Origin of the sequence: Streptomyces sp. NPDC102278, from assembly GCF_044766345.1 — a bacterium.
Taxonomy (GTDB): Bacteria; Actinomycetota; Actinomycetes; order Streptomycetales; family Streptomycetaceae; genus Streptomyces.
In genome coordinates this window covers 392,328-418,706 of the sequence record NZ_JBIWLV010000003.1, presented here as the reverse complement: position 1 = coordinate 418,706, position 26,379 = coordinate 392,328, and the positions used below count along the sequence as shown (strand labels likewise).

Here is a 26,379-nt window from a genome sequence, read left to right as displayed (position 1 = left end):
AACAGGTGGGGATCGGCACCCGATTGGCCGAAGATGGAGCGAACCCCCCTCGATCTTGCCGACCGGAGCCTGCGCGTGCTCATACGACTTCTGCGGACCCACCTGGGTCCGTACCGGAAACCCATCGCCCTGCTGGTGCTGCTGCAACTGCTGCAGACCAGTGCGAGCCTCTACCTGCCCACGCTGAACGCCGACATCATCGACAACGGTGTCGTCAACGGTGACACCGGTTACATCCTGCGCTTCGGCGCGCTGATGCTCGGTGTCTCGCTCGTCCAGCTCGCCTGCAACATCGGGGCCGTCTACTACGGCGCCCGCACCGCGGCGGCGTTCGGCCGGGACGTCCGGGCCGCCGTCTTCGACCGCGTGCAGAGCTTCTCCGCGCGGGAGCTCGGCCACTTCGGCGCCCCCTCCCTGATCACCCGTACGACGAACGACGTCCAGCAGGTCCAGATGCTGGTGCTGATGACCTTCACGCTGATGGTCTCGGCGCCGATCATGTGCGTCGGCGGCATCGCGATGGCGCTCTCCCTCGACGTGAAGCTGTCGGGCGTCCTGCTCGCCGTCGTCCCGATCCTCGGCCTGTCGGTCGGTGCGATCGTCTTCAGGACGCGGCCGCTGTTCCGGAAGATGCAGACCCGCCTGGACATCGTGAACCGGGTGCTGCGCGAGCAGATCACCGGTAACCGCGTGATCCGCGCCTTCGTGCGCGACGCGTACGAGAAGGAGCGCTTCCGGGAGGCGAACGCCGAGCTCACCGGTGTGTCGCTGGCCTCGGGGAAGCTGCTCGCGCTGATGTTCCCCGTCGTCATCGTCGTGGTGAACATCTCCAGCGTCGCCGTCATCTGGTTCGGCGCCATGCGCGTGGACAGCGGCGGCATGGAGATCGGCCAGTTGACGGCCTTCCTGGCCTACCTGATGCAGATCGTCATGTCCGTGATGATGGCCACCTTCATGTTCATGATGGTGCCGCGCGCGGAGGTCTGCGCCGAGCGCATCCAGGAGGTCCTGGACACCGAGTCCAGCGTGGTCCCGCCCACCGACCCGGTGCGCGAGCTGCGGCGGCACGGGCGGTTGGAGCTGCGCGGCGCCGACTTCCGCTACCCCGGCGCCGAGGCCTCGGTGTTGCGCGGGGTGGACCTGGTGGCCCGCCCCGGCGAGACGACGGCGGTGATCGGCTCCACGGGCAGCGGCAAGTCCACGCTGCTGGGGTTGGTTCCCCGCCTGTTCGACGCGACCGGCGGCGAGGTGCTGGTCGACGGCGAGGACGTGCGCCGGCTGGATCCGGAGCTGCTGGCCAAGACGGTCGGCATGGTGCCCCAGAAGCCGTACCTGTTCTCCGGCACCGTGGCCTCCAACCTGCGCTACGGGCGCCCGGACGCCACGGACGAGGAATTGTGGCGGGCGCTGGAGGTGGCCCAGGCCAAGGATTTCGTGTCCGCGCTGGAGGGTGGCCTCGAAGCCCCCGTCGCCCAGGGCGGAACCAATGTCTCCGGCGGTCAGCGGCAGCGGCTGGCGATCGCCCGCACGCTGGTGCAGCGCCCGGAGATCTACCTGTTCGACGACTCCTTCTCGGCGCTGGACTACGCGACGGACGCGGCGCTGCGCGCGGCGCTCGCCCGCGAGACGCAGGAGGCGACCGTGGTCATCGTCGCCCAGCGGGTGTCCACGATCCGTGACGCCGACCGGATCATCGTCCTCGACGAGGGCCGGGTGGTGGGCGAGGGGCGCCACCACGAGTTGATGGCCGGCAATGAGACCTATCGGGAGATCGTGCTCTCCCAGCTGACGGAGGCGGAGGCGGCGTGAGCGGGCCCGGAGGACGAATGATGATGGGGCCGGCCCAGCGGTCCATGGACTTCAAGGGGTCGGGCAAGCGGCTGCTGGGGCAGCTCGCGCAGGACCGGGTCAAGCTGTGGGGCATGGTCGTCGCCGTCATCGGCAGCGTCGCGTTCACGGTGGTCGGCCCGAAGATCCTGGGGCATGCCACCGACCTGGTGTTCGCGGGGATCGTCGGCCGGGAGATGCCGGCCGGGATCACGAAGCAGCAGGCGTTGGACGACCTGCGGGCCAGGGGTCAGGGTGGCATGGCGGACATGCTGTCCGGGACGGCCTTCACCCCGGGGCAGGGCATCGACTTCGGTGCCGTCGGGGTCGTGGCGATCTGGGCGCTGGTGGTCTTCACCCTCGCCGGTCTGCTGATGCTGGTCGCGACGCGGCTGTCGAACCACGTCATGAACGGCACCGTGTACCGGATGCGCGAGGAGCTCCAGGCGAAGCTGTCGCGGTTGCCGCTGTCGTACTTCGACCAGCAAAAGCGCGGCGAGGTGCTGAGCCGGGCGACGAACGACATCGACAACATCGGGCAGACCCTCCAGCAGACGATGGGTCAGTTGCTGAACTCGCTGCTGACGATCGTCGGCGTGCTGGCGATGATGTTCTGGATCTCGCCGCTGTTGGCGCTGGTCGCGCTGGTGACCGTACCGGTCTCGATCTTCGTCGCGGCGAAGATCGGCAAGAAGTCGCAGCCGCAGTTCGTCGCGCAGTGGAAGACCACGGGCACGCTCAACGCGCACATCGAGGAGATGTACTCGGGGCACAACCTGGTCAAGGTCTTCGGACGGCAGAAGGAGTCGGCGGCGGTCTTCGCCGCGGAGAACGAGGAGCTGTACAAGGCCTCGTTCAAGGCGCAGTTGGTCAGCGGCGTCATGCAGCCGGTGATGTTCTTCATCTCGAACGTCAACTACGTGCTGATCGCGGTCGTCGGCGGTCTGCGGGTGGCCTCGGGCACCCTGTCGATCGGTGACGTGCAGGCCTTCATCCAGTACTCGCGCCAGTTCTCGATGCCGCTGACGCAGGTCGCCTCGATGGCGAACCTGGTGCAGTCCGGCGTGGCCTCGGCGGAGCGGGTGTACGAGCTGCTCGACGCCGAGGAGCAGGAGGCGGACGCGGAGGTCCCGGAGCGTCCGGAGACCCTGCGCGGCCAGGTCACCCTGGACAAGGTCGCCTTCCGTTACGAGCCGGACAGGCCGCTGATCGAGAACCTCTCGCTCACGGTCGAACCCGGGCACACGGTCGCGATCGTCGGCCCGACGGGCGCCGGCAAGACCACGCTGGTCAACCTGCTGATGCGGTTCTACGAGGTCACCGGCGGCGAGATCGCCCTGGACGGGGTGGACATAGCCAAGATGACCCGCGAGGAGCTGCGCGGCGGGATCGGCATGGTGCTCCAGGACACCTGGCTGTTCGGCGGCACCATCGCGGAGAACATCGCGTACGGGGCCTCGCGCGAGGTGACCCGCGCCGAGATCGAGGAGGCCGCGCGAGCGGCGCACGCGGACCGGTTCATCCGTACCCTGCCGGACGGCTACGACACGGTGCTGGACGACGAGGGCGCGGGGGTCAGCGCGGGCGAGAAGCAGCTGATCACCATCGCCCGGGCGTTCTTGTCGGACCCGGTGATCCTGGTGCTCGACGAGGCGACCAGCTCGGTGGACACCCGGACCGAGGTGCTCATCCAGAAGGCGATGGCGCGTCTGGCGCACGGCCGTACGTCCTTCGTCATCGCGCACCGGTTGTCCACGATCCGCGACGCCGACGTGATCCTGGTGATGGAGAGCGGCTCGATCGTGGAGCAGGGCACGCACGAGGAGCTGTTGGCGGCGGACGGCGCGTACGCGCGTCTGTACGCGGCGCAGTTCGCGCAGGCGGTGGCCGAGGTCGACTAGCCGGCCGGGTCGTCGCGGTCGTGTCGGGGGTGCCCTTGTCAAGGGGCACCCCTTCGGCTTGTCCGACCGGCCGGGGGTCGCGCGTCAGTCGAGGTAGCCGCGCAGTTGGTCGGCGAAGGCGTGGTCGCGCAGCTTGTTGAGCGTCTTGGACTCGATCTGCCGGATCCGCTCGCGGGTCACGCCGAAGATCCGCCCGATCTCCTCCAGGGTGCGCGGCCGGCCGTCCGCCAGGCCGTAGCGCAGTTGGACGACCTTGCGTTCGCGCTCGCCGAGGGTGGAGAGCACGGCTTCCAGGTGCTCGCGGAGCAGGAAGAAGGCGGCCGATTCCATGGGCGAGGTGGCGTCCCCGTCCTCGATGAGGTCCCCGAGGGCGACGTCGTCCTCCTCGCCCACCGGGGCGTGCAGGGAGACCGGTTCCTGCGCGAGGCGGAGCACCTCCAGCACCCGCTCGGGGGTGAGTTCGAGGTGGGCGGCGACCTCTTCGGCGGTGGGTTCGTACCCGCGTTCCTGGAGCATGCGGCGTTGTACGCGCACCACGCGGTTGATCAGTTCCACGACGTGGACGGGGACGCGGATGGTCCGGGCCTGGTCGGCGAGAGCCCGGGACATGGCCTGCCGGATCCACCAGGTGGCGTAGGTGGAGAACTTGTAGCCGCGGGCGTAGTCGAACTTCTCGACGGCGCGGATCAGCCCGAGGTTGCCCTCCTGGACCAGGTCGAGCATGGTGAGCCCGCGACCCACGTAGCGTTTGGCCACGGAGACGACGAGCCGCAGGTTGGACTCGATGAGGCGGCGTTTGGCCATCCGCCCCATGACGACGAGCTTGTCCAGGTCGAGGGTGAGTTGGAGGTCGAGGCCGGGGGTGTTCCCCAGCTTCTCCTCGGCGAACAGTCCGGCCTCGACGCGTCGTGCCAGGTCCACTTCCTCCGCGGCGGTGAGCAGCGGGATCCTGCCTATCTCGCGCAGGTACTGTCGGAAGAGGTCGGCGGAAGGGCTCGCTCCACCGCTCCCGCCGTCCGCGCTGCGCCTGCGCTGCTCCGGCACCTGTTCGATCAGCTCCAAGACCTCGGGCTCGTCGTCCACTGCTTCGGCCTCGGCCTCTGCCTCGACGGCTTCGTCGGCCCGAGCGGGGTGACTCACGTTCACGGTCAGGGTCCGGGTCTGCACGGGGGCGACCTCCAGGGCTCCGAGGACGGGGGCACCGCACCTCAGTGTGGGGTACGACACATCGCCGCCACGAGGGGCGTGCGAGCACTTTCTGAGTCCGGTGCGTGACCGATGGTTACCCCTTGGCGGGAACCCCGATGCGGATCGGACGCATGTCCGAGAAGGCCGGCGGTCGTGGAAACGCCGCGGCGGGGCGACCCGTCGGGGCCGCCCCGCCGCGTGGGGTCACTGGCCGGTGAGGTACTTCACCGTGAGACCGGCCGTCCAGCCGCCGTCCACCGCGAGTTCGGCGCCCGTCATGTAGCCGGCGGCGTCGGAGAGCAGGAAGGCGACGGCGGCGGCGATCTCCTCGGGGACGCCGACGCGGCCCATCGGGGCGCCGGGGTAGTTGCCCTCGCCGGTCTCGATGCCGACCTGGGCGGTCATCGGGGTGAGCGTCATGCCGGGGTGCACGGAGTTGACGCGGATGCGCGCCTCGGCGAGTTCGACGGCGCCGATCTTCGACAGGCCGCGCACGCCCCACTTGGAGGCCCCGTAGCCGGCGGTCAGGGCGAGGCCGGTGAGGCCGGCGGCGGAGGAGATGTTGACGATGGAGCCGCCGCCGTTCGCGCGCAGCAGCGGGATCGCGGTCTTGATGCCGATGAAGGTGCCGACCAGGTTGATCTCGACGACCCGGCGGAAGTGCTCGACGCTCTCGTGCTCCAGGAACTGGCCGGTGGCTATGCCGGCGTTGTTGACCAGGCCGTCGACGCGACCGAACTCGGCGAGGGCGTGGTCCAGCGCCGCCGTCCAGTCGGCCTCGCTCGTCACGTCGTGCCTCAGGAAGCGGGCGGCGTCGCCCAGTTTGGCGGCCGTCTCGGCGCCCTCCGCCTCCAGCACGTCGGTGATCAGCACCTTGCCGCCGCCGTCGACGACGGTCTGTGCGGCGGCCGCGCCCAGCCCCCGGGCTCCGCCGGTGACGACGACGACCTTGCCGGTCAGATCCACAACTGCCACGGTTCCACACCCCTGACGCGTACAACGGATCGGCATATGACTAATCGGCATACGCCGGCGGTGGCGTCAGTCTGCCAGAGCGGCCAGGGCCCGCGACACCCCCTCCTCCTTCGGGCCCAGGAAGCGCGGTTGGGGCTTCAGGGCAGCGTCCAGCGCCGCCTTGCCGGCCGCGAAGACCTCGCGGGTGCTGCCGTAGTACCAGGTGGAATCGTGTACGTCGTCGACCCCGACCCCGTACGAGTCCACGCCCGCGGCCTGGCACAGGGCCACGGCCCGGCGGATGTGGAAGCCCTGGCTGATCAGCACCGCGCGGTGCACCCCGAAGATCTCCTTGGCGCGGACGCAGGAGTCCCAGGTGTCGAAGCCGGCGTAGTCGCTGACGATCCGGTCGCCCGGCACCCCGTGCCCGGTGAGGTAGGTGCGCATCGCGTTCGGCTCGTCGTATCCGGTCCGGCTGTTGTCGCCGGTGACCAGGACGACCTTGACCTTGCCGGCGCGGTACAACTCGGCGGCCGCGTCGAGCCGGTAGGCCAGGTACGGGGTGGGCCTGCCGTTCCACAACCCCGCTCCGAACACCACGGCCACCTCGGCCGCCGGTGCGTCGGCGGTGGTCCGCAGCCGCGGCGCGGCGGCCGCGTGCGTCCAGGCCGAGGGCAGCAGCGCCAGCACGCAGCCGACCATGACGGCCTGTACGGCCCGCCGCCTGGCCCGTACGGTGCGCAGCGGCAGCCGCAGCCGTTTCCCGCGCAGCCGTTTCCCGATCCCGCGCATGAGTGTTCCCCCCGGTGGTGCCGTCGGACGCGTCGCGTGTCAGGACGCGTCGCGGGGGCGCGCGGTTTCAGCGGCCGCCCCGGGGGCGTGCGCCGCCCGGCGGCCGCCGGGCGGGAGGGACGGCGCCCGACCGACGGGAAAGCACAGCCTGCGACGGCCGCCGGTGAGCACCCGGTAAAGACCCGTCACCCCTGCGCAACGCCCCGGCAATCTCGGCCCCGCAGGATCGGTTCATGACGGAGTCGGCGCACCCTCCCGAGTACCAGTCCATCCCCCTCCCTCCCGCCACCGCCGCGGAACTGCTGACGCGGATCACCGCGCAGCTCGGCACGCAGCTCGGCGGACTGCGCCCCCGGCACGGCCCGGGGGCCCGGCACCACGGAGTCCACGCATGCAGCCCACCCTCGTCGCCGTGGCCCACGGCAGCCGCGACCCTCGTGCCCTGCCCGCCGTCGAGGCCCTGCTCGAACGGGTCCGCGAGCTGCGCCCCCGGCTCGACGTCCGGCTGGGGCACGTTGAACTGAACCCGCCCCTGCTCGGCGACACCCTCGACCGCGCCACCGGCGAGGCCGTCCTGGTGCCGCTCCTGCTCAGCCGGGGGCACCACGTCAAGCGGGACCTCCCCGCGACCGCCGCCCGGGCCGGCCATCTGCGGACCCGGGTCGCCGAGCCGCTGGGTCCGCATCCGCTGCTGGTCGAGGCCCTGTACGAGCGGCTGTCGCAGGCCGGCTGGAGCCCCGGCACGCCCGTCGTGCTGGCCGCCGCCGGCTCCCGCGACCCGGAGGCCGCCGCCGACGTCCGCCTCGCCGCGGCCCTGCTCTCCGAACGCCTCGGCGGGGTCACCGTGGTCCCGGGCTACGCCTCGGCCGCCGCGCCGAGCGTTCCCGACGCCGTACGGGCGTTGTCGGCCGGGGGCCAGCGCCGGGTCGCGGTCGCCTCGTACTTCACCGCGCCCGGCCGGTTCGCCACCGCGAGCGCGGCCGCCGCGAGCGGGCCGGCCGCGGCCCCGCTGGGCGCGCACCCGGCGCTGGCCCGGCTGGTGGTGCGGCGGTACGAGGAGGCCCTGGCCCGCCGGGAACGACCGTTGGAGCGGGCCGTCGCGTAGGGGCCGGGTTCGGTCGGATCGCCCGCCTTGACGGTGGTTCCGGTTACCGTCTGACCATGGAAGGCTTGGAAGGCACCACCGCACCCGCCCGTCCCGTCGACCCGTACGACCCGGCCGACACCGAGCGCTGGGCCACCGAGCCCGACAAACGGCCCGGCCGGACCGCCTTCCAGCGGGACCGCGCCCGTGTGCTGCACTCCGCCGCGCTGCGCCGGCTCGCCGGCAAGACGCAGGTCGTCACCCCGGGTACGCGTTCGTACGACTGGGACGCGAGCCCCCGTACGCGCCTTACGCACTCGCTGGAATGCGCCCAGATCGGCCGGGAGCTGGGGCTGGCCCTCGGCTGCGACCCCGATCTGGTCGAGGCGTCCTGCCTCTCGCACGACATGGGCCACCCGCCGTTCGGCCACAACGGCGAGGAGGCGCTGAACGAGTTCGCGAAGGACTGCGGCGGCTTCGAGGGCAACGCCCAGTCGCTGCGCCTGCTCACCCGGCTGGAGCCCAAGCGCTTCGTGACCGATGCCGCGTCGGGCGAGCTCGTCAGCGTGGGTCTGAACCTCACCCGGGCCTGCCTGGACGCCGCCACCAAGTACCCCTGGGCCCGCGGGGAGCACCCCACCGACCCGGACTCCGTCAAGTTCGGCGCGTACGAGGACGACCTGCCCGTCTTCGAGTGGCTGCGCCGCGGCGCGCCCGCCGACCGCAAGTGCTTCGAGGCGCAGGTCATGGACTGGGCGGACGACGTGGCGTACTCCGTCCACGACTTCGAGGACGGTCTGCACGCCGGTCACCTCGACCCGAACCTGCTCTTCTCGGAACCCGAGCGCGCCACGATCTGGCAGGTCGCCATCGGTCGGTACGTCCCGGCCGACACCGCGCCCGAGGAGCTGCGCGAGGCCCTGGACAGACTCATGGAGCAGGAGTGGTGGCCGCACGGCTACGACGGCTCCGCCATCGCCCAGGCCCGGTTGAAGGACGCCACCAGCCAGCTGATCGGCCGTTTCTGCACGGCCGCCGAGACCGCGACCCGGGAGGCGTACGGGCCGGGCCGGTTGACCCGCTACAGCGCCGGGCTGGTGGTACCGCGCGAGGCCCGCAACGAATGCGCCGTCCTCAAGGCGGTCGCGGACCTGTACGTGATGCAGCGCGACGAGCAGGAGCGGGTCCGCGCCGACCAGCGCGTCGTCCTGGCCGAGCTCGCCGAGGCGCTCAGCGCCCGCGCGCCCGAGGGCCTGGAGCCGCAGTTCAGGGCGACCTTCGACGCGGCGGCGGACGACAAGGCCCGCAAGCGCGCCGTCGTCGACCAGATCGCCTGCCTCACCGACGCGTCCGCGCGCTCCCTTCACGCCCGTCTCACCAGACGGCCCTGACGCTCCGAAGGGTGAGTCGATCGGGCCATTCCCCCTTCACGGGGCAGGCTCAGTGCGGGACGCTCGCATGTGGTCGCATGTGGCGGAGAGGTTATGAGGAGGCATCAGGTGGTCGACGCACACCGAACATTCGTCATCGTCGGCGCGGGACTGGCCGGGGCAAAGGCGGCCGAGACGCTGCGGACCGAGGGGTTCACCGGCAGGGTGATCCTTATCGGCGACGAGCGTGAGCATCCCTACGAACGGCCTCCGCTGTCCAAGGGCTACCTGGCGGGCAAGGAGGAGCGCGAGAGCGTCTTCGTCCACGAGCCGTCCTGGTACGCGCGCTCGGACATCGAGCTGCATCTGGGGCAGCCCGCGGTGCAGCTCGACCGGGACGCGAAGAAGGTGGTGCTGGGCGACGGCACCGCGCTGCACTACGACAAGTTGTTGCTGGCCACCGGTGCGGAGCCGCGCCGCCTCGACATCCCGGGCACCGGCCTCGCCGGCGTGCACCACCTGCGTCGGCTCGCGCACGCCGAACGGTTGCGCAACGTCCTGGCGGGCCTGGGACGGGACAACGGCCACCTGTTGATCGCGGGCGCGGGCTGGATCGGCCTGGAGGTCGCGGCGGCGGCCCGCGGCTACGGCGCCGAGGTGACCGTGGTCGAGCCGGAGGCCACTCCGCTGCACGCGGTGCTCGGCCCGGAGATCGGCCGGCTCTTCGCGGACCTGCACGCCGAGCACGGGGTCCGCTTCCACTTCGGCTCCCGGCTCACCGAGATCGTCGGGCACGACGGGATGGTGCTGGCCGCCCGTACCGACGACGGCGAGGAGCACCCGGCGCACGCGGTGCTCTCGGCGATCGGCGCGGCGCCGCGCACCGCGCTGGCCGAGACCTCGGGGCTGGCCCTGATCGACCGGGAGCACGGCGGCGGGATCGCGGTGGACGCGTCCCTGCGCACCTCCGACCCGGACGTCTTCGCCGTCGGGGACGTGGCGGCGGCGCACCACCCGGTGCTCGGGACCCGGCTGCGGGTGGAGCACTGGGCGAACGCCCTCAACGGCGGTCCGGCCGCGGCGCGGGCGATGCTGGGGCAGGAGGTCTCCTACGACCGGGTGCCGTACTTCTTCTCCGACCAGTACGACGTGGGCCTGGAGTACTCGGGGTACGCGCCGCCCGGCGGGTACGACCAGGTGCTGATCCGCGGGGACGTGGGGAAGCGGGAGTTCATCGCGTTCTGGCTGTCCGACGGCCGGGTGCTGGCCGGTATGAACGTGAATGTGTGGGATGTCACCGAGCACATCCAGGCCCTGATCAGGTCGAAGGCCCCGGTGGACCCGGGCAGGCTCTCGGACCCGTCGGTTCCGCTTTCCTCCCTGGTGGTGGCGGAGGGGGCCTGACGGGATTGCCGCCGCCCGGCCGTAGACTTCACGGGTGGCAGGACGGATCAACGACGACGACGTGAAGGCGGTACGGGACGCGGTCCCGATCGACGCCGTGGTCTCCGACTACCTCCAGCTCCGCAACGCGGGTGGGGGCAACCTCAAGGGCCTCTGCCCCTTCCATGACGAGAAGTCCCCGTCCTTCCAGGTCAGCCCCAGCAAGGGGCTGTACCACTGCTTCGGCTGCCAGGCGGGCGGGGACACCCTCGACTTCGTCATGAAGATCGACCACCTCTCCTTCTCGGAGGCGGTCGAACGGCTCGCGGGCCAGGCCGGCATCACCCTGCGGTACGAGGAGGGCGGCTACACCGCCGGCACCAGCGGCCGCGGCGAGCGGATCCGCCTGGTCGAGGCGCACAAGGCCGCCGCACAGTTCTACGTCGACCAGCTCGACGGCGCCGAGGCCGAGATCGGCCGCAAGTTCCTGGCGGAGCGCGGTTTCGACCAGGCTGCCGCCACGCACTTCAGCGTGGGCTACAGCCCGGCCGGTTGGGACCACCTGACGCGGTTCCTGCGCGGCAAGGGCTTCACCGACAAGGAACTCATCACGTCCGGGCTGGCCCAGGACAGCCGCAGCGGAAAGCCCATCGACCGCTTCCGCGGCCGGCTGATGTGGCCGATCCGCGACATCAGCGGCGAGGTGGTCGGCTTCGGCGCGCGCAAGCTGCGCGACGACGACAATGGCCCCAAGTACCTGAACACCCCCGAGACCGCGATCTACAAGAAGTCGCAGGTCCTCTACGGCATCGACCTGGCCAAGAAGGAGATCGCGAAGACCTCCCGGGCCGTGGTCGTCGAGGGCTACACCGACGTCATGGCCTGCCACATGGCCGGGGTCACCACGGCCATCGCGACCTGCGGCACCGCCTTCGGCGGGGACCACATCAAGATCCTCCGGCGCCTGCTGATGGACAACGCCACGGCCGAGGTGATCTTCACCTTCGACGGCGACGCGGCGGGCCAGAAGGCGGCGCTGCGCGCCTTCGAGGACGACCAGAAGTTCGCGGCCGAGACCTCGATCACCGTCGCCCCGGGCGGCATGGACCCCTGTGACCTGCGCCTGGCGCAGGGCGACGCCGCCGTGTCGGGGCTGGTGGAGGCCCGCACCCCACTGTTCGAGTTCGCCCTGCGGCACATCGTGTCCCGGCACAACCTGGAGAACCCGGCGGGGCGGGCGGCGGCCCTCGACGAGGCCGCGCCGGTCGTCGCGAACATCAAGAACATCGCGATCCAGCACGAGTCGGCGGTCCAACTGGCCGGCATGCTCGGCATCCGCGACGAGCAGTTCGTCGTCAAGCGGGTCGCGCAGCTCGCCCGCTGGGCGCGCGAGCGCGGCAACCAGCCCGGCGGACCGCAGCAGGGACAGGGCCGCGGCCGCGGATCGTACGAGGCGGGCCCGACGCCCACCGCCCCCGCGGGCGGCCCCGCGCTGAACCTGCGCAGCCCCGCGCACCGCACCGAGCGCGAGCTGCTCAAGTTGGCCCTCCAGCGCCCGGCCCTGGTCTCCCCCGCGTTCGACGCGTACGGGATCGACGAGTTCACCGCCCCGCCCTACGCGGCGGTCCGCCAGGCCGTCCAGGACGCCGGCGGTGCCTCCCAGGACACCGACGACTATCTGGCCCGGGTCCGCGAGGCCGCCCCGAACGACACGGTTCGGGCGCTCGTCACGGAACTCGCGGTCGAGGCCATCCACGCGAAGACGGTGGACGAGATCTACGCCGGCATGCAGCTGGTGCAGGTCCGGCTGCGCGCGGTCGACCGCCGGGTGCACGAGATCCAGGGCACCCTGTCCCGCCTGGGCCCGCAGGCTGCGCCCGAGCAACTGGCGGCGGTCCAGGAGGAGCTGTGGGTGCTCCAGCAGTACGGTCAGCGGCTGCGCAACCGGGGTGCCGAGGGGCTGTAGCGCCTCGATGCCCCGCCCGGCGGGCGGGCGTAACCGGTCACTGGCCGAGCCAGTCGCCGCCCGGGATCTCGGTGCCGGAGGCCGCCAGGTCCCGGGCCACCAGCGGCGAGGCCAGGTACACCCACGCGGGCACCCGGGCGCCGTCCGCGAGCAGGACCTCGCGGACGACCCGGTCGTACATGTTTCCCGGCCGGCCCGGGCCCTCGTACTCCTCCAGCAGGTCCAGCGCGACCAGCAGTTCCGCGTACCGCCCCGGGGCCGGGGTGATCAGCTCGCCGCGTATCGCGGAGCCGGGCCGGGCGACGGCGTAGGGGTAGCCGGGGCCCTGGTAGAGGACGGCGTCCGCCAGCGTGGCGGGGGCCTCGGCGGCGACGCGGCCCCGCAGGAACAGGCCGTGGTTGACCTCGCCGGGCCGCAGGGTGCCGTACACGAAGAACGGCAGGGCTGATCCGACCGATTCCGGCCGATCGACCGATGTCACGGGGTGCTCCTTCGGGTTCCACTGGACGTTCGACGGGGGCCGCCCCGGGCCGACGGGCCCGACTTCCCCGCCCGATCCCACCGTACGCACCGCCGTCTCACCATCTCCCGGCGCGGGGGCGTCCGGCGCGGGGACGCCGAGGGCCGGCCCGCGGACGGGCGGATCGGAGGTCGTTCACCCGTCCGGACGGGCGCCGTCGATGCCCACGACACCGGCCTTGACCTGCGGTGATGCCCGCCAGACCGGCATACCTGACACAGCATCAGCAGGCACGACGGCGCCACCCCGGGTTACCTCGGGATCACGACCCCGCGTCCCGAGGAGTCCCCATGCGCCGACGCACCGCACACGTGCTCACCGCCACCGCGCTGACCGCCGTCGCCTTCACCGGCCCGGTCGCCGGAGCGGTCGCCGCCGCGGACCTCGGCATGCCCGGCTTCGTCGCGGGCGACTTCGCCCCGCTGGAGGTGTGGCCCAAGTCCGCCGCCGCCGGGGCCACCGTCACCGTGAACACCGACGCGTGCGGTCCCGGCAGTACCGCCGACGGTGACGCCACCACCGTCGGCGGCGGCCGCTTCAAGCTGGTCCCGGGCACTCACAAGGAGGTCGTCGTGGGGCAGTTCCAGGTCTCCCGCCACCACCGGCCCGGCACCTACGACATCGGTGTGACCTGTGCCAACGGCAAGTTCGCCAGCGGCGATCTGGTCGTCACCGAACGCGGCCCCCAGGGTCACGTCAACACCGGGGTGGGTGGTGGGACGACCACCACCGCCAACCCCGCCAAGATCACGGCGGGAGCGGCCGTCCTGGCCGCGGCCGCCGTGTGCGGTACCTGGCTCCTGCGTCGCCGGGCGAGCGGCACGCAGAGCTGACGGAGGCCCGCCGCGGCTTCGGCCGCGGTCCGACCGGTACCGCATACCGTCGCCCGCCCCGCGAGGTCCCCCCGTTCGCGGGGCCGGGCGACGGCTCAGCCACAGGATCGCCGCGCGTCAGCCACAGCCGCCCCGCGCGCGGGATCACCGCGCCGAGCGCAAGGGGGCAGACATGGACACCTCCCGCGCCGCCGGCCGCGGCGGGCTCCTCGCCCTGGCCGCCTGCGTCGGCGTCTGGCTCGTCTCCAGCGGCTCCGCCGAGACCGTGGGACCCCCGCTGCCCTCCCCCGCCGAGGCCCTGAACACGCTGAGCGCCCAGGCCTCGTACCCCGGCGGCATCGATCCGCTCCCGGGCTCCCCGCCCACCCGGATCCGGATCCCCGCCATCCGCGTGGACTCCCCGCTGACCGGGCTGGGCCTGGAGCGCGACGGCAGCCTCCAAGTGCCGCCGCCCGCCCGGCGCAACCTCGCGGGGTGGTATCGGGAGGGCGTCACCCCGGGCGCCGTCGGCACGGCCGTCGTCGCCGGACACGTCGACCACACCACGGGTCCGGCCGTCTTCTACCACCTGGGCGCGCTGCACCGCGGAGCCGCGATCGAGGTGGCGCGCGCGGACGGACAAACAGCCGTGTTCAGCGTCCACGCCGTGGAGGTCCACGCCGCCGAGGACTTCCCCGACGCCCGCGTGTACGGTCCTTCGCCGCGCGCCGAACTCCGGGTGATCACCTGCGGCGGCGGCTTCTCCCCCCGCACCGGCTACCGGGGCAACGTGGTCGTCTTCGCGCACCTGACGGGAACCCGTTAGGGCGCGTAGCGGGGTTGCTCGCCCCACGGCGCGTCAGAGCACGGCGAGCCGGTCCACCAGCAGCTCGGCTCTCCGTTCGGCGTCCTCCACGGGGAGCCGTCCCGCCCGGGTCAGGGTCGCCAGCCCGTGCAGGGCCGCCCAGAACACCTCGGTGAACAGCCCCGGGTGGACGCCTTCCCCGGCGACCTCGCCGAGGGTCTCCAGCAGGGCGGCGAAGGCGTCCTTCAGAGGCTCCGGGGTCTTCTCGTCGGCGAACGCCAGGCCGCCGTCGAGTTGGAACATCGCGTCGTAGACCGCCGGATTGCGCTCGGCGAAGCCGAGGTAGGCGCGGGCGAGGGCGGCGACCCGGGCGCGCCGACCGGCCGCGGCGGAGGCCGCGGCCCGCAGCGCCGCGGCCATCTCGGCGGCGCCCTCCAGGGCGACGGCCCCGATGATCTCGCGCTTGCCGCGGAAGTGGCTGTAGAGGACGGGCTGGCTGTACTCGATGCGCTCGGCGAGCCGGCGGGTGGTGACCGCGTCCCAGCCCTGCTGCTCGGCGAGTTCGCGGGCCGTCGCCACGATGAGGCGCTCGCGGACCGCTCGTTCGCGCTCCTTGCGTTCCTGTACCGACATGATTCGATCCTAGCATCGCTAGACAATCAAGCGGCGCCAGTATTAGCTTTGCCTCATCATCTAGCAACGCTAGGTCCCAGGAAAGGTAGTCATGCTCGACGCACTTGAGATCGTCACCACCGTGATCGTCGGTCTGATGGTGGGAGTGGAGTTCTCCGTCGCCTTCGTCATCAACCCGATCCTCAACGCCCTCCCCGACGACAGCAACCAACGCGGGCGGAGCCACGGCGGCCGGATGCTCGGCGCCGTCATGCCGGTCTGGTACATCGGCTCGCTCGTCCTCGTCGCGATCTGGGCCTTCGCCGCACGGAACCACGACGGCGCCGGACTCCTCGTCACCGCCGGCGCGCTGCTGATCCTCAGCGTGGTCATGTCGCTCCTGCTGCTCGTCCCGATCAACAACCGGGGCAAGACGTGGACCGCCGAGAACCGGCCCGCCGACTGGAAGGAGCAGATGAACCGCTGGGACCGCTACCACTACGTCCGCGTCGCCGTCATCATCGCCGCGTTCGCCCTGATGGTCGCCGCCCTCGCCTGAGCCCGCGGGCCGACACCACGCGGGTGGCGCACGATCCCGCGCGGGTCGCCGGGACGGCCCGGGGCGGCCCGGGTCGGCCGGGGCGGCCGGACACGGTGTGTGGCCCGGGCCGGGAGTGCGGCCCGGGCCGGCGGTCGCCCACCGCCCCGGGGCGCTCTGCGGGCGGGGCGCTGAGGGGGCCGGGGCGTCCGCTCCGCGGGCCGGGCGGCCGCTCAGCCCCACTGCTCGATGCCGAGCTTCACCACCAGCGCCCCGACCACCGTCAGCAGCACGGCACGGACGAATCCGCTGCCCTTGCTGAGGGCCATCCGGGCCCCGATCATGCCGCCCACCAGGTTGAAGACCGCCATCAGGGCGGCGAGCTGCCACAGCACCATTCCCTGGTACGCGAACATCGCCAGCGCCCCCGCGTTCGTGCAGCAGTTGACGATCTTGGCGGTGGCCGAGGCGGTCACCAGGTCGAGGTGGAGCAGCGCGGTCAGGGCCAGCACGAGGAAGGTTCCGGTGCCGGGGCCGATGAGGCCGTCGTAGAAGCCGATGCCGAGGCCCGCCAGGCCGATGGCCAGCAGCACGCGGCGTCGGCTCACGGGCGCCGTGGAGGGGGCGGCGCCGAAGCCCGGCTTGAAGATGACCACGCCCGCGACCACGACCAGCACGCCCATGATCAGGGGCCGCAGCGCGTCCTTGCTGATGCCGCCGGCCAGCGCGGCGCCGCCCATCGACCCGACGAGCGCGGCGAGCCCGATGCGGACGGCCACCTTCACGTTCACCGGCGCCTTGCGGACGTACGTCACGGCGGCTCCCGCCGTGCCGACGATGGCCACCGCCTTGTTCGTCCCGAGGACGGTGGCGGGGTGGGCGTTCGGCAGGCCGAGCAGCAGGGCGGGCAGGAGCAGCAGGCCGCCGCCGCCCACCACCGCGTCGATCCAGCCGGCCGCGGCGGCGGCCACGCAGAGGACGACGATCATGGTCGTGGATATGTCAGGCACGGCCCGACCCTAGGCAACGGATGGGTGCACGAACCATCGATCGCCGGAAACTTGCGCAAAGGTTGAGCTTTGCCGACTCGGCGCCCGGTCGGGAGCCGGCGGCGTCGAGGAACGCCTCACCGACCCTCGCCCCCGGCGCTGAGGTGCGCGTTCCGTCCGGGTAACAGCGGCGATGCGGCGGGGAAACAGCGGCCGCGCACGCTCGTGCCATGACAGCGAAGCGGCAGTGCACGGCGGTGATCCGCAGCGGCCCGTCCCCCCTGCTCACCGAGCTGCCCACCGACGACGGAGGCTCCTGATCATGGCCGCAGCCACGCCCACGCCCACCCCCGCCATCGTCCTCATCGGCCACGGCATGGTCGGCCAGCGCTACCTGGAGGCCCTCGCCGAGCGCGGGGCCACGGCCACGCACCGGGTCACCGTGCTGTGCGAGGAGCCCCGACCCGCCTACGACCGGGTCCACCTGACCTCGTACTTCTCCGGCAGCACCCCCGAGGACCTGTCGATGGTCCCGGACGGGTTCATGGCCGAGCACGGGATCGACCTGCACCTCGGGGACCCGGCCGAGCGCATCGACCGGGAAGCCCGCACCGTCGTCTCCCGCTCCGGGCGGGTGTTCCCGTACGACGTGCTCGTCCTGGCCACCGGCAGCTTCCCCTTCGTGCCGCCCGTCCCCGGCCACGACGCCCCCGGCTGCTTCGTGTACCGCACCATCGAGGACCTGCTGGCCATCGAGGAGTACGCGAAGACCCGTACCGCGGGCGCGGTCGTCGGCGGGGGGCTCCTCGGGCTGGAGGCGGCGGGCGCCCTGCAGGGGCTGGGGCTGGTCACCCGCGTCGTCGAGTTCGCCCCGCGCCTGATGCCCGTGCAGGTCGACGACGGCGGCGGCGGGGCGCTGCTGCGCACCATCGAGAACATGGGGCTGACGGTGCACACCGGCGTCGGCACCCAGGAGGTGCTCACCGGCGAGGACGGCTCGGTCACCGGCATGAGGCTCTCCGACGGATCCACCGTGGACACCGAACTCGTGGTCTTCTCCGCCGGGGTGCGTCCCCGCGACCAACTGGCCCGTGACAGCGGGCTGGCCGTCGGGGAGCGCGGCGGGATCGGCGTCGACGCCCGCTGCCGTACCTCCGACCCGCGCGTCTACGCCATCGGCGAGTGCGCGCTGGCCTGCGACGGCCGGGTCTACGGGCTGGTCGCGCCCGGCTACGAGATGGCGGAGACGGCCGCCGACGACCTGCTGGGGCGGGCGAGGGAGTTCACCGGCGCCGACCTGTCCACCAAGCTGAAGCTGCTCGGTGTGGACGTGGCCTCCTTCGGCGACGCGCACGGCACCACCCCGGGCTGCCTCGACGTCGTCTACTCCGACGCCCGGTCCGGCGTCTACAAGAAGCTGGTCGTCGCCCCCGACGGGGTGCTGCTCGGCGGGGTCCTGGTCGGGGACGCGGACTCCTACGGGCTGCTGCGCCCGCTCACCGGCAGCGTGCCGCCCGTCACCCCGGAGCAATTGGTGCTGCCCGCGGGGGTCGGCGCGCCCGTCGCGCTCGGCCCGTCGGCGCTCCCGGACGGGGCGGTGATCTGCTCCTGCCACAACGTCACGAAGAAGACCATCGCCGACTGCGCCGACCTCCCCGAGGTCAAGAAGTGCACCAAGGCGGGCACCGGCTGCGGAAGTTGCCTCAAGGTCATCGGACAGCTGCTGCCGGCCGCCGCCGACAAGGGCCTGTGCGGCTGTTTCCCCTTCACCCGGGCCGAGTTGTACGAGATCGTCCGCACCCGCCGGCTGACCTCGTACCGGGAGATCCTGGACGCCCACGGCCGCGAGGACGCCCGGGGCGGCGACGGCTGCGAGGTCTGCAAGCCGACCGTCGGGTCGATCATCGCCTCCCTGGCCCCGCTGCTCGGCGCGAGCGGCTACGTCCTGGACGGGGAGCAGGCCGCCCTCCAGGACACCAATGACCACTTCCTGGCGAACCTGCAGCGCAACGGCTCGTACTCGGTCGTCCCGCGCATCCCCGGCGGGGAGATCACCCCCGACAAGCTGATCGTGATCGGCGAGGTGGCCCGCGACTTCGGTCTCTACACGAAGATCACCGGCGGGCAGCGCATCGACCTCTTCGGGGCGAGCGTGGACCAGCTCCCGCGGATCTGGGCGCGGCTGGTCGACGCGGGTTTCGAGTCGGGGCACGCCTACGGCAAGGCCCTGCGGACGGTGAAGTCCTGCGTCGGGCAGACCTGGTGCCGCTACGGGGTGCAGGACAGCGTCCGGATGGCCATCGACCTGGAGTTGCGCTACCGGGGCCTGCGGGCCCCGCACAAGCTGAAGTCGGCGGTGTCCGGCTGCGCCCGCGAGTGCGCGGAGGCGCAGAGCAAGGACTTCGGGGTCATCGCCACAGCGAGTGGCTGGAACCTCTACGTCGGCGGCAACGGCGGGGCCACCCCGCGCCACGCCGACCTGCTGGCCCAGGACCTGTCCGACGCCGAACTGGTCCGGCTCATCGACCGGTTCCTGATGTTCTACATCCGCACGGCCGACCGGCTGGAGCGCACGTCCACCTGGCTGGAGCGGCTGGAGGGCGGTCTCGACCACCTGCGGGACGTGATCGTGTACGACTCGCTCGGGCTGTGCGCGGAACTGGAGGCGCTGATGGCCGACCACGTGGCGCACTACCGCGACGAGTGGGCCGAGACCCTTCGGGATCCGGAGCGGCTGGGTCGGTTCGTGTCCTTCGTCAACGCGCCCGGCGCTCCCGACCCGACGGTGCGGTTCGTACCCGAACGCGACCAGGTCAAGCCCGACCTGGCGATCTTGACCCTGGAGCCCGTGGGAGGCACCCGATGACCGTGGAACTGAGGCTGGACGAGCGCTGGCTCGCCGTGTGCGAACTGTCCTCGCTGGTGCCGGGGCGCGGGGTCGCGGCGCTGCTGCCCGACGGGAGTCAGGCCGCGGTGTTCCTCGACCGCGCGGGACGCCCGTACGCCATCGGCAACCAGGACCCCTTCACCGGCGCGCACGTGTTGTCCCGGGGGCTGGTGGGGTGTGCGCAGGGCCGGCCGTTCGTGGCGTCGCCCCTGCTCAAGCAGCGTTTCGACCTGGAGTCGGGGCGCTGCCTGGACGACGAGGAGGTGGCGGTCCGGACCTACCCGGTGCGGACCGCCGCGGCCTCCGTCTGAGGTTCAGCCCTGGATCATCGCCGGGTCCATCCACATGATCTCCCAGGTGTGGCCGTCGAGGTCCTCGAAGGCGCGGCCGTACATGACGCCGTGGTCCTGGGCGGGGCGCGGCTCGGTGGCGCCCGCGCCGAGGGCTCCGTCGACCAGCTCGTCGACCGCGGCGCGGCTCTCGGCGCTCAGACACAGCAGCACCTCGGTGTTGGTGGCGGTGTCGGTGACGGCCTTGTGGGTGAAGTCCTTGAAGCGGGCCTCGGTGAGGAGCATCGCGACGATCGTGTCGCTGATGACCATCGAGGCGCAGTTCTCGTCGGTGAACTGGGCGTTGAAGGAGTAGCCGAGCTTGCCCCAGAAGGCCTTGCTGGCGTCGAGGTCCTTGACCGGCAGGTTGACGAAGATCATGGTGGAGGACATCTCGGTCTCTCTTCTCTCGCGGAGGCTGGTGCGGTGTGCGTGGTGTTCGAGGGTTGGACCGCGGGCGCCGGCGAAACTCATCGGTCCCGGCGAAGAAGTTTCCGAGGATCTCGCACGGGATGCACGGGATGCATGGGACGCACGGGACGCACGGGCGCGGGTCGGGCGGGCGCGGGACGCACGGGCGCGGGTCGGGCCGTCGCGCGCGGTGCCCGCGCGAGCGGACCGCGTCCGACGGCGTCCCCGAACTCCCGAAGTCGCCGCCGGGGGATTGACCTCGCACAGGTCGCTCGCGCGTCATGAGGAATTGACGTCACGTCAACTCGACGCCTCTAGGTTCCTCGACGCGTGCGACCTCGCCGCCCACCCGGACGACGAGGCCCCCTCCCTCAGGAGTGACCCGTGGAACGTCGTACCTTCCTGCGCGGCGCCGTCATCGGCACCTCGGCCGCCGCCTTCGCCGGCACGCTGACGCACGGAGCCGCCTACGCCGCCCCCGCCCAGCCCGGTGCCGGTCCGTACGGGGCGCTCGGCGCGGCCGACGCCAACGGCATCATGCTGCCCGCCGGCTTCACGAGTCGCGTCGTCGCCCGTTCCGGGCAGGCCGTCGGCGGCACCTCGTACACCTGGCACCAGGCTCCCGACGGCGGCGCCTGCTTCACCGACGGCACGGGCTGGATCTACGTGTCGAACTCGGAGATCAACCCGAGCGGCGGCGCGAGCGCCGTGCGGTTCGACTCCTCCGGCACCGTCACCGGCGCCTACCGGATCCTTTCCGGCACCCGGCAGAACTGCGCCGGCGGCAAGACCCCCTGGAACACCTGGCTGTCCTGTGAGGAGGTCGACCGCGGCCACGTGTACGAGACCGACCCGTACGGGGTCGACGCGTCCGTCCAGCGGCCCGCGATGGGCCGCTTCAAGCACGAGGCGGCCGCCGCCGATCCCGTCCGCAAGGTGGTCTACCTGACCGAGGACGAGACGAACGGCTGCTTCTACCGCTTCGTCCCCACCACCTGGGGCGACCTGTCCTCCGGCACCCTCCAGGTCCTCAAGGCCGGCAGCGCCACCTCCGGCTCCTTCACCTGGGCCACCGTCCCCGACCCGGACGGTTCCCCGACCGTCACCCGCAGCCAGGTCTCCGGGGCCAAGAAGTTCAACGGCGGCGAGGGCTGCCACTACGCCAACGACACGGTCTGGTTCACCACCAAGGGAGACAACCGGGTCTGGCAGCTGAACCTGGCCTCGGGAACCTACGAGTTGACCTACGACGACTCGCTGGTCCCCGGCGGAGCGGCCCCGCTGACCGGCGTGGACAACGTCACCGGCTCCTCGTACGGGGACCTCTACGTCGCCGAGGACGGTGGCTCCATGGAGATCTGCGTGATCACCCCGGACGACGTGGTGGCCCCCTTCCTGCGGATCACCGGCCAGTCGTCCTCCGAGATCACCGGCCCCGCCTTCTCCCCCGCGGGCAACCGCCTGTACTTCAGCAGTCAGCGCGGGACGAGCGGCAGCTCCTCCGGCGGCATCACATACGAGGTCTCGGGCCCCTTCCGCGTGTAGGGCCCGGGCCTCGCGGCGGCCGGCCGGGCGCGGACCCGGCCGGTACGGCCGCACCCGGGGGCCACAGGCCGCGCCGGACCCCGCGACGCACCGGACCTCAGGACGCACCCGGCGCCACGACGCGCCAGGCCTCAGGACGCCACGGCCCCGCCCTTGAGCAGGGCCGCGCCCAACGGGGTCACCGTGTGCAGCACCGCGTTGCCGCGCCGCAGAGTGGTGACCAGGCCCGCCTCGCGCATCACACAGGCGTGCTGGCTCGCCGAGGCCAGGGAGACCCCGGCCCGGCGGGCCAGTTCGCTGGTGGTGGCGCCGTCGCCGATGGCCCGCAGCACCACCGAGCGGGTGTGCCCCACCAGCTTGCCGAGCGTGCGCTGGCGGTGCTCCTCGACCGGCCGGGTGACCTCGCCCCCGGGTGTCGTCGAGGCGAGTTGGGCCGCCGCCGGGTAGACCAGCACCGGCGGCAGCTCCGGGTCCTGCAGGGTCACCGCCGTGCGCCGGCAGAAGAAGGAGGGCTGGAGCAGCAGCCCCCGCCCCCGCAGCCGCACGTCCCGGTCCACCGGGTAGTCGCACTCCAGGACCGGGGCGCGCCAGCGCAGCGTCGGCGGCAGCGAGGCCAGCAGTTCGTCCGCGCCGCCGTCCAACAGGTCGCGGCCGCGGGCGGCCCGCTCGGCCTCGATCTGCGCCTGGATGTGCGTCCAGTACGGCTCGACGGCCGCCCGGTGGTATCCGCGGAGTTCCGCCAGGAGCCTCGGCAGGTGTTTGGTCCCGCCGTCCATGAACTCCCGCAGGCGTCGCGGAACCAGCGTGTCGGCGCCGTCGCTCACCCCCGAGGGCATGCCGAAGGCCGCCCCGAGACCGGCTCCCGTGCCCAGCAACGCCAGCTCCCGCCGCATGCGTTCGGGTCGGATCCCGCGCAGCGCGTCGAGCCCCACGTCCCACCCGTACTGACCCTCTACCGGAGTCAGGAAATCCGGGAAATAACCGCGCCCCGGTATCAGCGCACCGAGGAGCCTTGTTTCACCATTCAACCGGCTCCGGGTTTCCGTACGCCATTCACCGAACAGCCGGGCATCACGCCGGTCCCTTAAACGGTGAAAACTGAGAATCGTTTCCCACAACGCATCGGGACGTGCTGCCATCCGTACGCGTGCGAGGTCCACTCCCGTGAAATGGATACGAAGCACCGAACCCCCACCTGTGCAACCGCAATCCCCCCGCCTCATGAGTATGCATGCCGTCACACGTGGTCACCACGCCCTTTCGGCCACAGTTGAAACCCCTTTCGGCGGGGGCGTGACAACCGAAATCCTGTACTCCGCCGGGCACACTCCAGTGCGACCGAAACGCTCCGTGAAGGCCGTGGGGGGCTTTGCGGGGCCTGGCGGTCGGTCGCACCGGGAAGCGCCGACGTGTCCGGCGGATAGGCGGCAGGCGGTGGACGGGTGGGGATCCGTCCACCGCCTGGTGCCGTAAAGGCCCGGTGAATATTCCTCGTGCGAAAGCAGGCCGCGCCCGGCCCCGGTGGTCAGGAATCCCGGGGACGGGCGCGGTCTTGGGAACCGGTTCGACTCGGAAGGGTTCGTGCCCGACCGAGCCGTTGCGGAACCCGGCTCAGGGAGGGCTCAGCGGCTGTCCGAGCCCTTGGACTCGGCGGCTGCGCGGCCCGCTTCCAGGCGCGCCACCGGGATCCGGAACGGCGAGCAGGAGACGTAGTCGAGGCCGACCTCGTGGAAGAAGTGCACCGACTCGGGGTCGCCGCCGTGCTCGCCGCAGACGCCGAGCTTGAGGTCGGGGCGGGTGGCCCGGCCGGCCTCGACGGCGCTGCGGACCAGCGCGCCCACGCCGTCCTTGTCGATGGTCTCGAAGGGCGAGACCCCGAAGATGCCCTTCTCCAGGTACGCGGTGAAGAAGCTGGCCTCGACGTCGTCGCGGGAGAAGCCCCACACCGTCTGGGTCAGGTCGTTCGTGCCGAAGGAGAAGAACTGCGCGGCCTCGGCGATCTGACCGGCGGTCAGCGCGGCGCGCGGCAGCTCGATCATGGTGCCGATGCTCAGCTTGAGGCGGGTGCCGGTGGCGGCCTCGACCTCGGCGATGACCTGGTCGGCCTCGTCGCGGACGATCTCCAGCTCCTGGACGGTGCCCACGAGCGGGACCATGATCTCGGCGCGCGGGTCGCCCTTGGCGTTCTTGCGTTCGGCGGCGGCCTCGGCGATCGCCCGGACCTGCATCTTGAACAGGCCGGGGATGACCAGGCCGAGGCGGACGCCGCGCAGACCCAGCATCGGGTTCTGCTCGTGCAGCTTGTGCACGGCCTGGAGCAGGCGCAGGTCGTTCTCGTTGGCGTCCTTGCGGGACTCGGCGAGGGCGACGCGGACCGACAGCTCGGTGATGTCGGGCAGGAACTCGTGCAGCGGCGGGTCCAGGAGGCGGACCGTGACGGGCAGGCCGTCCATCGCCTCGAACAGCTCGACGAAGTCCTTCTTCTGAAGCGGCAGCAGGGCACTGAGTGCCTCTTCGCGCTCTCCGTCGGTGTCCGCGAGGATGAGTCGCTCCACCAGTTCACGGCGTTCGCCGAGGAACATGTGCTCGGTGCGGCACAGGCCGATGCCCTGGGCTCCGAAGCGGCGGGCGCGCAGCGCGTCCTCGGCGTTGTCGGCGTTGGCGCGCACCCGCAGGCGGCGCACGCGGTCCGCGTACGCCATGATCCGGTGCACGGCGGCGACCAGCTCGTCGGCGTCGTCGGCGCCGGCGTGCATGCGGCCCTCGAAGTACTCGACGACCGGGGACGGTACGACGGGTACCTCACCGAGGTAGACCTTGCCCGTGGAGCCGTCGATGGAGACGACGTCGCCCTCTTCGATGACCGTGTCGCCGACCGTCATCCGGCGGCGCTTGGTGTCGACGTCGAGCTCCTCGGCGCCGCAGACACAGGTCTTGCCCATGCCGCGGGCGACGACGGCGGCGTGCGAGGTCTTGCCGCCGCGCGAGGTCAGGATGCCCTCGGAGGCGATCATGCCGTCCAGGTCGTCCGGGTTGGTCTCGCGGCGGATCAGGATGACCTTCTCGCCCGAGCGGGACCACTTGACGGCCGTGTACGAGTCGAAGACGGCCTTGCCGACGGCCGCGCCCGGGGAGGCGGCGATGCCGCGGCCCAGCAGGGTGGTCTTGGCGTCCTCGTCGAAGCGCGGGAACATCAGCTGCGCGAGCTGGTGACCGGTGACGCGCTGGAGCGCCTCGGCCTCGTCGATCAGGCCCTGGTCCACGAGCTGGGTGGCGATGCGGAAGGCGGCGCCGGCGGTGCGCTTGCCTACGCGGGTCTGGAGCATCCACAGCTGGCCGCGCTCGATGGTGAACTCGATGTCGCAGAGATCCTTGTAGTGGGTCTCCAGCGTCTCCATGATCGTCATGAGCTGGTCGTAGGAGGCCTTGTCGATGCCCTCCAGGTCCGCCAGCGGGACGGTGTTGCGGATGCCCGCGACCACGTCCTCGCCCTGGGCGTTCTGCAGGTAGTCGCCGTAGACGCCCTGGTGGCCGCTGGCCGGGTCGCGGGTGAAGGCGACGCCGGTGCCGGAGTCGGGGCCCAGGTTGCCGAAGACCATGGAGCAGATGTTGACCGCGGTGCCCAGGTCGCCGGGGATGCGCTCCTGGCGGCGGTAGAGCTTGGCGCGGTCGGTGTTCCAGGAGTCGAAGACCGCCTCGACGGCGAGGTCCATCTGCTCGCGGGGGTCCTGCGGGAACTCACGGCCGGCCTGGCTCGCGACGATCTTCTTGAACTGCTTGACGAGCTTCTTCAGGTCGGCGGCGTCGAGGTCGGTGTCGACGGTGACCTTCTTGGCGGCCTTGGCGGCCTCCAGGGCGTCCTCGAACAGCTCGCCCTCGACGCCCAGGACGGTCTTGCCGAACATCTGGATGAGGCGGCGGTAGGAGTCCCACGCGAAGCGCTCGTCGCCGGACTGGGCGGCGAGGCCGGTCACGGAGTCGTCGGAGAGCCCGATGTTCAGGACGGTGTCCATCATGCCGGGCATCGAGAACTTCGCGCCGGAGCGCACGGAGACCAGCAGCGGGTCGTCCGACTGACCGAGCTTCTTGCCCATCTTCGCCTCGAGGGCGGCGAGGTGCGCGCTGACCTCGTCGCGCAGCTCGGCCGGGGCCTCGCCGCTGTCGAGGTAGACCTTGCAGGCCTCGGTGGTGATGGTGAAGCCGGGGGGGACCGGCAGACCCAGGTTGGTCATCTCGGCGAGGTTGGCTCCCTTGCCGCCGAGAAGGTCCTTGAGGTCCCGGTTGCCCTCGGTGAAGTCGTAGACGAGCTTCTGATCTTTGTTTTCCGACACGGGTCTCGACTCCTCGAGGACTCGGTGGCTGCCCTGACGGCCAGGAACATACCCAGATCGAAGGCTTATGGGTACGTCCACTTGGTCGTCATACGGCCGTAACCACCCGTGCGCCAGCCATTCGAAAGTAACCGA

General features: G+C 71.7%; 21 protein-coding genes. 12 read left to right on the top strand and 9 right to left on the bottom strand.

Translation table 11 applies throughout. The features are described 5' to 3' along the window. The first annotated feature begins 75 nt into the window (after nt 1-75). Complete coding sequence (locus ACIRO3_RS10925; RefSeq protein WP_404134827.1) at nt 76-1,809, top strand: ABC transporter ATP-binding protein; 1,734 nt, start codon at nt 76-78, stop codon at nt 1,807-1,809. Continuing rightward, entirely contained in the window at nt 1,806-3,728 is a 1,923-nt protein-coding gene (locus ACIRO3_RS10920) for an ABC transporter ATP-binding protein (protein ID WP_366148117.1), read from the top strand. Before ACIRO3_RS10925 ends, ACIRO3_RS10920 begins: the two co-directional genes overlap by 4 nt. Before the next feature lie 84 nt (nt 3,729-3,812). Here the strand turns inward: ACIRO3_RS10920 and ACIRO3_RS10915 are convergent, their stop codons facing one another. The 3 genes from ACIRO3_RS10915 to ACIRO3_RS10905 all read right to left on the bottom strand — a co-directional run bounded on the left by ACIRO3_RS10915 (nt 3,813) and on the right by ACIRO3_RS10905 (nt 6,662). Further along, nucleotides 3,813-4,895: an RNA polymerase sigma factor gene (locus tag ACIRO3_RS10915; protein ID WP_404134824.1), complete on the bottom strand. Its 1,083-nt coding sequence runs from the start codon at nt 4,893-4,895 to the stop codon at nt 3,813-3,815. Nucleotides 4,896-5,120: 225 nt separating this feature from the next. Next, the gene (locus ACIRO3_RS10910; protein ID WP_404134821.1) at nt 5,121-5,927 is read right to left on the bottom strand and encodes a glucose 1-dehydrogenase; all 807 of its coding nucleotides are present in this window, start codon (nt 5,925-5,927) and stop codon (nt 5,121-5,123) included. Between the two features lie 30 nt (nt 5,928-5,957). Beyond that, on the bottom strand, nt 5,958-6,662 hold the full coding sequence (locus ACIRO3_RS10905) for a vancomycin high temperature exclusion protein (protein ID WP_404134818.1): 705 nt from the start codon (nt 6,660-6,662) through the stop codon (nt 5,958-5,960). Nucleotides 6,663-7,053: 391 nt separating this feature from the next. Here ACIRO3_RS10905 and ACIRO3_RS10900 point away from each other — a divergent pair, with 391 nt between their 5' ends. The 4 genes from ACIRO3_RS10900 (at nt 7,054) to dnaG (ending at nt 12,465) form a co-directional block, all read left to right on the top strand. Beyond that, complete coding sequence (locus ACIRO3_RS10900; protein ID WP_404134815.1) at nt 7,054-7,767, top strand: sirohydrochlorin chelatase; 714 nt, start codon at nt 7,054-7,056, stop codon at nt 7,765-7,767. 56 nt (nt 7,768-7,823) lie between these two features. After that, the gene (locus ACIRO3_RS10895) at nt 7,824-9,137 is read left to right on the top strand and encodes a deoxyguanosinetriphosphate triphosphohydrolase (protein WP_361780256.1); all 1,314 of its coding nucleotides are present in this window, start codon (nt 7,824-7,826) and stop codon (nt 9,135-9,137) included. A gap of 108 nt (nt 9,138-9,245) precedes the next feature. Next, complete coding sequence (locus tag ACIRO3_RS10890; RefSeq protein ID WP_351376021.1) at nt 9,246-10,520, top strand: FAD-dependent oxidoreductase; 1,275 nt, start codon at nt 9,246-9,248, stop codon at nt 10,518-10,520. 34 nt (nt 10,521-10,554) lie between these two features. Next, complete coding sequence (dnaG, locus tag ACIRO3_RS10885; protein WP_404134812.1) at nt 10,555-12,465, top strand: DNA primase; 1,911 nt, start codon at nt 10,555-10,557, stop codon at nt 12,463-12,465. A gap of 37 nt (nt 12,466-12,502) precedes the next feature. Here dnaG and ACIRO3_RS10880 read toward each other — a convergent pair whose 3' ends face one another. Beyond that, complete coding sequence (locus ACIRO3_RS10880; RefSeq protein WP_365999183.1) at nt 12,503-12,946, bottom strand: gamma-glutamylcyclotransferase family protein; 444 nt, start codon at nt 12,944-12,946, stop codon at nt 12,503-12,505. Nucleotides 12,947-13,275: 329 nt separating this feature from the next. Here ACIRO3_RS10880 and ACIRO3_RS10875 point away from each other — a divergent pair, with 329 nt between their 5' ends. Next, a complete protein-coding gene (locus ACIRO3_RS10875; RefSeq protein ID WP_404134810.1) occupies nt 13,276-13,818 on the top strand; it encodes a hypothetical protein in 543 nt (180 codons plus the stop codon). Nucleotides 13,819-13,990: 172 nt separating this feature from the next. Next, on the top strand, nt 13,991-14,623 hold the full coding sequence (locus tag ACIRO3_RS10870; protein WP_404134808.1) for a class F sortase: 633 nt from the start codon (nt 13,991-13,993) through the stop codon (nt 14,621-14,623). 33 nt (nt 14,624-14,656) lie between these two features. Here the strand turns inward: ACIRO3_RS10870 and ACIRO3_RS10865 are convergent, their stop codons facing one another. After that, entirely contained in the window at nt 14,657-15,235 is a 579-nt protein-coding gene (locus ACIRO3_RS10865) for a TetR/AcrR family transcriptional regulator (protein WP_365999185.1), read from the bottom strand. A 91-nt stretch (nt 15,236-15,326) separates the two neighbouring features. Here ACIRO3_RS10865 and ACIRO3_RS10860 point away from each other — a divergent pair, with 91 nt between their 5' ends. After that, on the top strand, nt 15,327-15,773 hold the full coding sequence (locus ACIRO3_RS10860; RefSeq protein WP_404134804.1) for an anthrone oxygenase family protein: 447 nt from the start codon (nt 15,327-15,329) through the stop codon (nt 15,771-15,773). A gap of 212 nt (nt 15,774-15,985) precedes the next feature. On the opposite strand, the gene ACIRO3_RS10855 is transcribed toward ACIRO3_RS10860, so the two are convergent. Next, nucleotides 15,986-16,762, bottom strand: coding sequence for a sulfite exporter TauE/SafE family protein (locus tag ACIRO3_RS10855; protein WP_404134802.1), 777 nt, complete (start codon nt 16,760-16,762; stop codon nt 15,986-15,988). A 301-nt stretch (nt 16,763-17,063) separates the two neighbouring features. Here ACIRO3_RS10855 and nirB point away from each other — a divergent pair, with 301 nt between their 5' ends. Both nirB and nirD read left to right on the top strand, forming a co-directional pair. Then, a complete protein-coding gene (gene nirB / locus ACIRO3_RS10850) occupies nt 17,064-19,607 on the top strand; it encodes a nitrite reductase large subunit NirB (RefSeq protein WP_404134799.1) in 2,544 nt (847 codons plus the stop codon). After that, nucleotides 19,604-19,939, top strand: a complete 336-nt coding sequence (nirD, locus tag ACIRO3_RS10845; protein ID WP_361780284.1) for a nitrite reductase small subunit NirD — start codon at nt 19,604-19,606, stop codon at nt 19,937-19,939. Before nirB ends, nirD begins: the two co-directional genes overlap by 4 nt. Before the next feature lie 3 nt (nt 19,940-19,942). Here the strand turns inward: nirD and ACIRO3_RS10840 are convergent, their stop codons facing one another. Then, nucleotides 19,943-20,350 (bottom strand): VOC family protein, encoded by a 408-nt coding sequence (locus ACIRO3_RS10840; RefSeq protein WP_361780287.1) that lies wholly within the window; start codon nt 20,348-20,350, stop codon nt 19,943-19,945. A 402-nt stretch (nt 20,351-20,752) separates the two neighbouring features. Between ACIRO3_RS10840 and ACIRO3_RS10835 the strand changes: the two genes are divergently transcribed. Then, nucleotides 20,753-21,913, top strand: coding sequence for an alkaline phosphatase PhoX (locus ACIRO3_RS10835; RefSeq protein WP_404134795.1), 1,161 nt, complete (start codon nt 20,753-20,755; stop codon nt 21,911-21,913). Nucleotides 21,914-22,044: 131 nt separating this feature from the next. Here the strand turns inward: ACIRO3_RS10835 and ACIRO3_RS10830 are convergent, their stop codons facing one another. Both ACIRO3_RS10830 and ppdK read right to left on the bottom strand, forming a co-directional pair. Further along, a complete protein-coding gene (locus ACIRO3_RS10830; RefSeq protein ID WP_404134792.1) occupies nt 22,045-23,097 on the bottom strand; it encodes a helix-turn-helix domain-containing protein in 1,053 nt (350 codons plus the stop codon). Between the two features lie 438 nt (nt 23,098-23,535). Next, nucleotides 23,536-26,244, bottom strand: a complete 2,709-nt coding sequence (ppdK, locus tag ACIRO3_RS10825; protein ID WP_361780296.1) for a pyruvate, phosphate dikinase — start codon at nt 26,242-26,244, stop codon at nt 23,536-23,538. Nucleotides 26,245-26,379 lie beyond the last annotated feature (135 nt).

Excerpts from the sequence above, each read along its gene's own strand:
- ACIRO3_RS10910 (WP_404134821.1), bottom strand. The coding sequence starts at position 5,927 with ATGCCGATCCGTTGTACGCGTCAGGGGTGTGGAACCGTGGCAGTTGTG.
- ACIRO3_RS10905 (WP_404134818.1), bottom strand. The coding sequence starts at position 6,662 with ATGCGCGGGATCGGGAAACGGCTGCGCGGGAAACGGCTGCGGCTGCCG.
- ACIRO3_RS10900 (WP_404134815.1), top strand. The coding sequence starts at position 7,054 with ATGCAGCCCACCCTCGTCGCCGTGGCCCACGGCAGCCGCGACCCTCGT.
- ACIRO3_RS10895 (WP_361780256.1), top strand. The coding sequence starts at position 7,824 with ATGGAAGGCTTGGAAGGCACCACCGCACCCGCCCGTCCCGTCGACCCG.
- ACIRO3_RS10875 (WP_404134810.1), top strand. The coding sequence starts at position 13,276 with ATGCGCCGACGCACCGCACACGTGCTCACCGCCACCGCGCTGACCGCC.
- ACIRO3_RS10870 (WP_404134808.1), top strand. The coding sequence starts at position 13,991 with ATGGACACCTCCCGCGCCGCCGGCCGCGGCGGGCTCCTCGCCCTGGCC.
- ACIRO3_RS10865 (WP_365999185.1), bottom strand. The coding sequence starts at position 15,235 with ATGTCGGTACAGGAACGCAAGGAGCGCGAACGAGCGGTCCGCGAGCGC.
- ACIRO3_RS10860 (WP_404134804.1), top strand. The coding sequence starts at position 15,327 with ATGCTCGACGCACTTGAGATCGTCACCACCGTGATCGTCGGTCTGATG.
- nirB (WP_404134799.1), top strand. The coding sequence starts at position 17,064 with ATGGCCGCAGCCACGCCCACGCCCACCCCCGCCATCGTCCTCATCGGC.
- nirD (WP_361780284.1), top strand. The coding sequence starts at position 19,604 with ATGACCGTGGAACTGAGGCTGGACGAGCGCTGGCTCGCCGTGTGCGAA.
- ACIRO3_RS10840 (WP_361780287.1), bottom strand. The coding sequence starts at position 20,350 with ATGTCCTCCACCATGATCTTCGTCAACCTGCCGGTCAAGGACCTCGAC.